Source organism: uncultured Thiodictyon sp. (genome assembly GCA_903837595.1).
Taxonomy (GTDB): Bacteria; Pseudomonadota; Gammaproteobacteria; order Chromatiales; family Chromatiaceae; genus Thiodictyon.
On record CAILVI010000351.1, the window covers coordinates 1 to 7669 of the forward strand.

A 7669-nucleotide genomic window follows, 5' to 3' on the forward strand; every position below is an offset into this window, starting at 1 on the left:
GGCCCCCAGGCCGCGACCGGTTGCCGCGCAAGCAATTCGCCGCAGTGATGTGATCAAGCCCCCTCAGTAATACTGCCGGATATAGTTCTACACCGTCATCGAAGTTCCCTAAGTAATCGACGCCCAGTCCACGGGTCTTCTGTTCCGACTCGGACGCCTCCGGCGGCAACAGCCGGTCGAGTACGGCGTTATAGAGCAGGCAGGATTCGCGATCGAAGGTCACGATCTGGCCCTTGAAGCCATTGGGTTCGACCTTGCCCTGGAAGTGCGCGAGGTCCTCGCAGACCCGGCGGATGCGCTCGGGCGTCGTGACCAACACGGCCATCTTCGCGGCCGTCTGGGCCAGGTTGTCGCGATCCAGGTCGGACAGTCCGGGATCGAACGATCGCTGCCGGGCATCGGCGGTTCTATGTCCGTGATACTCGGCTCTATGTCGGCGCATGTCGCGACATTCCCGAGCTATCTCGCGCCATGTCTGAGCAATCTCCGTTTCATGTCGACACATGGATCGATCGCTGCCGGGCGTCCGCCGTCCTATCGGCGCAAGCCATCGATCGATGTCGGGCATCCGTCGTTCCATGTTGAGGTATCGAGCGATGGATGTTGGACATCCAAAGTCCTATCTCCGGGATAGTCGGCTGTATGCTGGCGCATGTCGCGACATGCACGGAAGATATCGCGCCATGTCGCAGCATCCACCGTTCTATGTTGAAACATACACCGGAGAGTGTCGGAGAATCGCCATCCTATCATCGGGATACATGGCCCTATGTTTGCGAATCCCGGTTATGTCTTCGCAATAGGACGATGGATGTCGCAGCATCCCTCAATCCATCCCAAAACATAGATTCGTCTATCTCTGAACGTCTTCGTCCTGTCTCCAGAATACGCGATCGACGCAAAAAGGTCCGACGTTCACTGTCGAGACATCCGTTGCCCTATGTCGGGCCATGGGATTTTGTGTCTCCGAAAGTCAGCGCTGTATCTCCAGGCGACATCGGTGTGTCTCTGGAGGTCTCGATCCTGTCTCCAGCATGGATCGTCCATGCCTGGACAGCTGTCGTTGTATGTCCGGCATCGATCGATCCATGTTCGCGAACAGCGTACCGGCCAGCCGCAGTCGCGGGGCAGGGCGCCTGGCACCGGGACCTTGATCATCGCTCCGGCCACCGAAGCGGGCGGGTCGGCCGTCAGGCCGACCACTGGAGGTCGAGGCTTTAGCCGGTCCGGCTCGCAGGCGCCACTGATTTCTCTTGAGTTTGCCGGAAGCCGCCACCGGCTAAAGCCTCGACCTCGGGTTGCAGACGGACCGGCTGGCCGGAACGATGATCAAGGCCAGAAAGAGGTTCATGCGGGCGATGGCCGAGGTGGTGAGGTTCTTCTCCTGCCCATACAGCTTGCCCCAGAGCCGTTTCACGTCGCCATGCTGCTTCTTCATATGCGCCACGGCGGCCAGCAACATACCGCCGGTGCCGCAGGCCGCTCATAGGTGCTCTCGGTTTCGCACGGGTCGAGCATATCGAAAATCAGCCGCACTACGCTGCGCGGCGTGTAGAACTCACTGGCCTTCTTGTTGGTGGCGTCGGCGAATTTCTTGATCGCAGATGCGTTTGAAGAAGAGGAGCGAGAAGAGTAGGTCTTGAAATCCGCCGCGTCCACCGGACCGCGCAGCATGCTGGCGGACTTCCAGAGATGGCATTCCAAGTGGATCAGGGCCGATCTGTTGGTCGGTCATTGCTACTTCTTCACTGCAAAAATCTCGAGCTCACAGCCCCCGACCAGTGCCAACGCACGCTCAATCGCCGCGCTGATCCAGTGTGGATCGTTACCAAAGGCGCCGCCGCCCAAACGGGTGAGCAGCACCCGGTTTGAGACGCCCCGACGGGCGTTCAAGACACCCGCGAGCAGGGTCGCCTCGTAGGCGGCTTCAAGTACCAGTTGCGCGATGGGTTTCCATGCGCTGGCCGGCGGTTTGCCATAGGCCACGGGCATCGCAGAGCAATAGGCCTGGGTCACTTGCGGGCCGGGTGCCGTCGGCGCGTCGGTCACTTCCACATCCCAGTGCAGGCCGATGCGCAGCAGACCGCGCAGGCGCTGGCGTTCGGCCTCATCCGCGACCGCGAGGCGGGCCGCGATGCGTGCCAGGCCACCGTCCGTACCGAGGGCATAGCCGTTGCGCCACTCCCACAACGGGTTTTCATCATGACCCAATGCCGTTCCCAGGTCGGCCAGGGTGTTGATCTGCCGCTGCGTGGTCTGACCGGTCGTGCCTTTCACGGGTACCAGATAGTTGCGGTAGATCGTCCCGGCCCCGGCCGCGATTGCACAGGCGGGGCCCTGGGTGGGATCGTTGCTGTACCGCGTGACGCCATCCTCGGGGCTGACGCTGGGGCCGACCATTTCGAGTAGATTGAATTGTGACGCCACCTGGATCAGCGCGCCCTGTTGCTCCGGTTCCAGGTGCAGCTGGCGAATATCACCGCACACTGTTCCCAATGATGCCGGGGCCGCCGCGGCGGGCAGCGGTCCGATCCGCGTGCGCAAGGCGGCCAGTGAGACCACTTCGAGCCAGCCCATGGCGTGGCGGCGCCCGGTCTTGCGGTTGATGAGTTGATCGCCTTCGACCTTCAGGCGGCGACGGGTCTCACCGTACGCGTCCTCGGTGAAGCCCGTGATGTGTTCGAACCAATCCATTCGTTTCCTCTCCTCTCTTGCATTCCTTGGCGAGCTTGGCGCCTTGGCGTGAGAAAATCCCGGACTTGGGGCATCGCTCATGCCGACGACTTGGTCGCCGGTCGCTGCCGCATGGAAAGGCCGGCGACGATGACCGCGACCGAAACGATCAGCACCACGATCGATGCCAGCGCATTGATCTGGGGTGAGACACCCATGCGGACGCTGGAATAGACCACCATCGGTAAAGTGGTGGAGCCGGGGCCGGCGACGAAGGTCGAGATGACCAGGTCATCCAGTGAGAGCGTGAAGGCGAGCAGCCAGCCGGAGAGTAGCGCCGGGGCGATCAGTGGCAGGGTAATGCTCATATAGACCCGCAAGGGGCGGGCGCCCAAATCCATGGCCGCCTCTTCCAGTGAGCGGTCCATTTGCGACAGGCGCGAGCGCACCACCACCGCCACATAGGCCATGCTGAAGGTGATATGGGCGATGGTGATGGTGGTGAAGCCGCGCCCGTCCGGCCAGCCGATGGTCTTTTCCATGGTCACGAAAAGCAGCAGGAGCGACAGCCCGGTGATGACCTCGGGCATGACGAGCGGGGCCGTCAGCAGCAGTTGAAAGCCGGTGCGTCCGCGAAATTTGCCATGGCGTACCAGTGCGTTGGCGGCCAGGGTTCCAAGCACGACCGCGAAGCAGGCATTGGTGGCCGCGATGCGCACACTGAGCCAGGCGGCGTCGAGCAGTTGCTGGTTCTGCATGAGCTCTGCGTACCACTTGGTCGAGAACCCCGACCAGACGGTGACCAGCCGCGATTCGTTGAACGAATAGACGATAAGCAGCAGTACCGGGATATAGAGAAAGGCGAAGCCCAGACCCAAAAAGGTATAGAGCTTCCAGCGTCCATGGTTCATAGTTCATCCCCCCCGATGCGACTCTCCAGGCGCTGCATCAACACGAACGGCACCACCAGTAGTCCGAGCAGACAGATGGCGAGTGCCGCGGCCAGCGGCCAGTCCTTGTTGCCGAAGAACTCGGTCCAGAGCTGCTTGCCGATCATCAGACTGTCGGGGCCGCCCAGCAGGTCTGGGATTACGAATTCACCTACCACCGGGATGAAGACCAGCATGGAGCCGGCCACGATGCCGGGCAGTGACAGCGGCAGCGTGACCTTGAGGAAGGCCTTGAATGGCCGGCACCCTAAATCCGCGGCCGCTTCCAACAGGCTGAAGTCGAGCCGGGTCAGATTGGCAAACAGCGGCAGGATCATGAAGGGCAGATAGGAATAGACCACTCCGATATAGATCGCCGTCTGGGTGTGCAGGATAGTCAGCGGCTCATGGATGAGTCCCAACCACATCAGAAAGTTATTGAGCAGCCCGTTGGGTTTCAGGATGCCGATCCAGGCATAGACGCGGATCAGGAAGGAGGTCCAGAAGGGCAGGATGATCAGCATCAACAGGATGACCCGTTGCCGCTCCGGTGAGGTGGCGATGGCATAGGCCATGGGATAGCCGATCAGCAGGCACGCGATGGTGCAGACCAAGGCGATCCACAGTGAATTCAGCAGGGCGGCCAAGTAGAGTTCGTCGGTGAACACCGACACGAAGTTCTGGAGATTGAGCCGGATCTGCAACACTCCATCCCCCACCCAGTTCATCAGGCTGGTGTAGGGCGGCTGGGCGAGTGCCGTCTCGGCCATGCTGATATGCAAGACGATGGCGAAGGGCAGGAGAAAGAAGAGCCCCAACCACAGATAGGGCGTGCCGATATTCAGGACCCGCGACAGATGGCGGTCACGCAGGTGCGTCTTCTTTAATAGCATCGTACCTACTCCGTCAGGACCACGCCGCTGGTCGGCGACCACTCCATCGCCACCTCCTGCCCCCAGGTCAAGGCCTGCTCGGTGCGTGGCTGGATATTGGTCAGTGTCATCTCCACCAGCATCTCGGGGCTCACCCGCACGCGGTAGATCGACACATCCCCCAGATAGGCGATGTCCTCGACCACCCCCTTGACCTGGTTGACGCCGTTCTCGTGATAGGTCTGACAGATCTGGAGTTTCTCGGGTCGGATGGCCACCGTGACCGGGGTGCCGACGGCGTGCGGGTGTGAGCAGCGCATGTGCAGCCGTCGTCCCAGGTTGGTCTCCACCAATACCTGGTCGTCCTGGGTCTCTGCCACCCGGCCATCGAACAGATTCACCAGGCCGATGAAGTCCGCCACGAACCGGTATTCAGGGTATTCGTAGATGGCGGTCGGGGTGTCCACCTGGAGGATCTGGCCGGCATTCATGACGGCGATGCGGGTGGACATGGTCATCGCCTCCTCCTGATCGTGGGTTACGGTCACGAAGGTGATGCCGAGGCGCTCCTGGAGGTTCACCAATTCAAACTGGGCACTCTCGCGCAGTCGTTTGTCGAGTGCGCCGAGCGGTTCGTCCAATAGCAACAGCTTGGGGTGTTTGGCCAGCGTCCGGGCCAGGGCGACGCGCTGGCGCTGGCCGCCGGAGAGTTGGTCCGGCTTACGCTTGCGCAATTCACTGATCTGCAACAGGCCGAGCATCTCACCCACCCGCTCCGCGCGTTCCTTGCGCGGCATCCGGTCCTGCTTCAGGCCGAACTCCACGTTCTGCTCCACCGTCATGTGGGGGAACAGGGCATAGGACTGAAACATCATATTGACCGGGCGGGAGTAGGCCGGAATATCGGTCACATCCGCCCCGTCGATATAGATGCGCCCCTTGGTGGGGCGCTCCAGACCGGCGAGCATGCGCAGCAGGGTCGACTTGCCGCAACCGGAACTCCCCAGGAGCGAGAAGAACTCGCCCTGGAAGATGTCCAGCGACACATCATCGACGGCATAGACGTCACCAAATTGCTTGGTGACGTGGTCGATGCGTACATAGGGCGCGGCCTTCGGGTCCTGCCAGGGTTCCAGCTTGCGCTGTTCGGGGTTCGCCATAATACTGTCCGGTTCCTGCGCTCAGCGCTCGGCCTTGATGCGCGTCCACCGCCGATTCAGGTCGCGTTGCTCTTTGTCGCTCGGCGTCTTGAGTACGATGAACTTCTCTTTGACCGCCGCCGGGGGATAGATGCCAGGGTCGGTGCGGACCGCCTCGGATACCAGGGGCGTCGCCGCGGTATTGGCGTTGGCATATTTCACCTGGTCGGTGATGCGCGCGATCACGGCCGGCTGCAGGATGAAGGCGATGAAGGCATTGGCGGCGGCCGGATTGGGGGCGTCCTTGGGAATGGCCAGCACGTCGGTCGCGAGTACGGCGCCCTCTTTGGGGATGCGAAAGCCGACCGTGACGCCCTTTTTGGCCTCTTGCGCGCGGCTCCGGGCCTGCAGGCTATCGCCGGAATAGCCGTGGGCGAGACATAGGTCGCCATTTGCCATGTCACTGATGTATTGAGATGAATGGAAATAGCGGACGTTCTTGCGGGCGGCTCTCAAGACCTTGTCCGCCTCATCCAGGTCGGCGGCGGTGCGGCTGTTGGGGTCTTTCCCAAGATAGGCCAGCGCCGCGGCGAAGGCCTCGGTCGGGTCGTCCAGCATGCTGATGCCGCAGCCTTTGAGCTTGGCGGCCTGGGCAGGGTCGAAGAGGATCGCCCAGGTATCGGTTGGGGTGCCCTCGCCCAGGGCCGCCTTCACCTTGGTCACGTTGATCGCGAGTCCGGTAGTGCCCAGCAGATAGGGCACCAGATGGGCGTTGTCGGGGTCCAGTTCCTTCAGGCTGGCCATCACCGCGGGGTCGAGTTTGTCGAGCCCCGCCAGCTTGGACTTGTCCAGGGTCTGGAAGAGTCCGGCCTTGATCTGGCGGGCGCCGAAGGGGCGCGCGGTGGGGAACACCACGTCATAGCCGCTGCTGCCGGCGAACAGTTTGGCCTCCAGCACATCGTTGTTGTCATAGAGATCCAGGACCGGGCGGATGCCGGTCTGTTTCTGGAATTCTTGAAGGGTGTCGGGTGCGAAGTAGTCGTTCCAGTTGTAGATGTGGACCGTCTCCTCGGCGTTGACGGGGGCGGTCAGGGACAACAGGCCCGCACACAGTGCAGGCAGTGTGAGGCGCAGGGCGTTGAACTTAGGCACCGGGGGTCTCCCAAGACTTAAGGGTTAAACGGGTTTTGCCGACACTGACGCCCCGGGGCTGGAGGCGTGTGCGCATAGGACGGCGATGCTACTGCAAAACCGGGCGCGGGAATATCGCCGCGCGGACCATTTGCCGCGATTGAGGTCGGGGCCCTGGGGTTCCGGCGGGCGGGCGGTGGGGCTTGACGGACGGCGCACTGCCGGTCGTTCCACCGTCTGGTAAACTTGGGTCCGCCCGTTAAGCGCATGCGGCGAAGGCAGCGCATGATATTCCTGCCAGGCGCCGGCGCGGCAAGTCATCGTACAACGCCGCAGCGACGCCGGTCGGGTGAACCAGGACCTGAAGGAGAACACAAGCGACAGCGGGGGTGGGCGGTGTTTTTGCCGAGCAGTCCGATTTCGATAAATTCGCTCCAGGGTAACCGTCGCATCCTCTATGGGGGGGTGGCGTTCGTCATCCTGGCTGCGGTGATCGCGGCAGTCGTGACACTTATGCACCTGCGGCAAGCCGCCGTCACGCGCGCCGTCGCCACGCTCCAGTACCTGGACAATTCGGTGGAGCAGACCCTCGAGGGCATGATCGACGGGATCGACTTCGCCCTGCAGGTCTCATCCGACGAAATCGGTCGCCAGTTCGCCGGCGGCCACCCCGACGCCGCATTCATCAACGGTTTTCTGCACGCTCAACAGAGCCGCCTGCCCTATCTCAACCTGCTGCGGGTGGCCAACGAAAAGGGCGAGGCGATCTATGGGCAGGGGGTTGTTCCCAGCGCCCGCGTGAGGGCCTTGATCATAAATCCGGCCAAGACATAGCATAGGGCTTGGAGAATCACCCCCTGGAGAGCGGCAGGACCCGCGAAATTGTGTACCCTTGGAAGTGCAAACAAACCGAGGGTTAAGCACC

General features: G+C 62.0%; 9 protein-coding genes. 1 reads left to right on the forward strand and 8 read right to left on the reverse strand.

Features of this window, described 5'->3' with window-relative positions; genetic code table 11:
* From QZY44_RS20110 to QZY44_RS20145, 8 genes are all read right to left on the reverse strand, one after another.
* Positions 1 to 568 (reverse strand): hypothetical protein (locus QZY44_RS20110; RefSeq protein ID WP_295450783.1); only part of this gene is annotated, 568 nt, incomplete at its 3' end.
* A gap of 711 nt (positions 569 to 1279) precedes the next feature.
* Positions 1280 to 1438 (reverse strand): hypothetical protein, encoded by a 159-nt coding sequence (locus tag QZY44_RS20115; protein ID WP_295450786.1) that lies wholly within the window; start codon positions 1436 to 1438, stop codon positions 1280 to 1282.
* Positions 1435 to 1674 (reverse strand): N-6 DNA methylase, encoded by a 240-nt coding sequence (locus tag QZY44_RS20120; protein ID WP_295450798.1) that lies wholly within the window; start codon positions 1672 to 1674, stop codon positions 1435 to 1437. The genes QZY44_RS20115 and QZY44_RS20120 overlap by 4 nt, the downstream gene beginning before the upstream one ends.
* A gap of 63 nt (positions 1675 to 1737) precedes the next feature.
* Positions 1738 to 2694: a hypothetical protein gene (locus QZY44_RS20125; protein ID WP_295450804.1), complete on the reverse strand. Its 957-nt coding sequence runs from the start codon at positions 2692 to 2694 to the stop codon at positions 1738 to 1740.
* A 77-nt stretch (positions 2695 to 2771) separates the two neighbouring features.
* Entirely contained in the window at positions 2772 to 3584 is an 813-nt protein-coding gene (locus tag QZY44_RS20130) for an ABC transporter permease subunit (RefSeq protein ID WP_295450807.1), read from the reverse strand.
* Positions 3581 to 4495, reverse strand: a complete 915-nt coding sequence (locus tag QZY44_RS20135; RefSeq protein WP_295450817.1) for an ABC transporter permease subunit — start codon at positions 4493 to 4495, stop codon at positions 3581 to 3583. Before QZY44_RS20135 ends, QZY44_RS20130 begins: the two co-directional genes overlap by 4 nt.
* A 5-nt stretch (positions 4496 to 4500) precedes the next feature.
* On the reverse strand, positions 4501 to 5634 hold the full coding sequence (locus QZY44_RS20140) for an ABC transporter ATP-binding protein (protein ID WP_295450821.1): 1134 nt from the start codon (positions 5632 to 5634) through the stop codon (positions 4501 to 4503).
* Between the two features lie 21 nt (positions 5635 to 5655).
* Positions 5656 to 6765 carry a polyamine ABC transporter substrate-binding protein gene (locus QZY44_RS20145; protein ID WP_295450831.1) on the reverse strand — a complete coding sequence of 370 codons (1110 nt, stop codon included), beginning with the start codon at positions 6763 to 6765 and terminating at the stop codon, positions 5656 to 5658.
* 375 nt (positions 6766 to 7140) lie between these two features.
* Here QZY44_RS20145 and QZY44_RS20150 point away from each other — a divergent pair, with 375 nt between their 5' ends.
* Positions 7141 to 7578 (forward strand): hypothetical protein, encoded by a 438-nt coding sequence (locus tag QZY44_RS20150; RefSeq protein ID WP_295450834.1) that lies wholly within the window; start codon positions 7141 to 7143, stop codon positions 7576 to 7578.
* Positions 7579 to 7669: the final 91 nt, after the last annotated feature.

Bases quoted from the DNA above. Each gene is read 5' to 3' on its own strand.
- QZY44_RS20125 (WP_295450804.1), bottom strand. From the start codon at position 2,694: ATGGATTGGTTCGAACACATCACGGGCTTCACCGAGGACGCGTACGGT.
- QZY44_RS20135 (WP_295450817.1), bottom strand. From the start codon at position 4,495: ATGCTATTAAAGAAGACGCACCTGCGTGACCGCCATCTGTCGCGGGTC.
- QZY44_RS20115 (WP_295450786.1), bottom strand. From the start codon at position 1,438: ATGAAGAAGCAGCATGGCGACGTGAAACGGCTCTGGGGCAAGCTGTAT.
- QZY44_RS20130 (WP_295450807.1), bottom strand. From the start codon at position 3,584: ATGAACCATGGACGCTGGAAGCTCTATACCTTTTTGGGTCTGGGCTTC.
- QZY44_RS20140 (WP_295450821.1), bottom strand. From the start codon at position 5,634: ATGGCGAACCCCGAACAGCGCAAGCTGGAACCCTGGCAGGACCCGAAG.
- QZY44_RS20120 (WP_295450798.1), bottom strand. From the start codon at position 1,674: ATGCTGCGCGGTCCGGTGGACGCGGCGGATTTCAAGACCTACTCTTCT.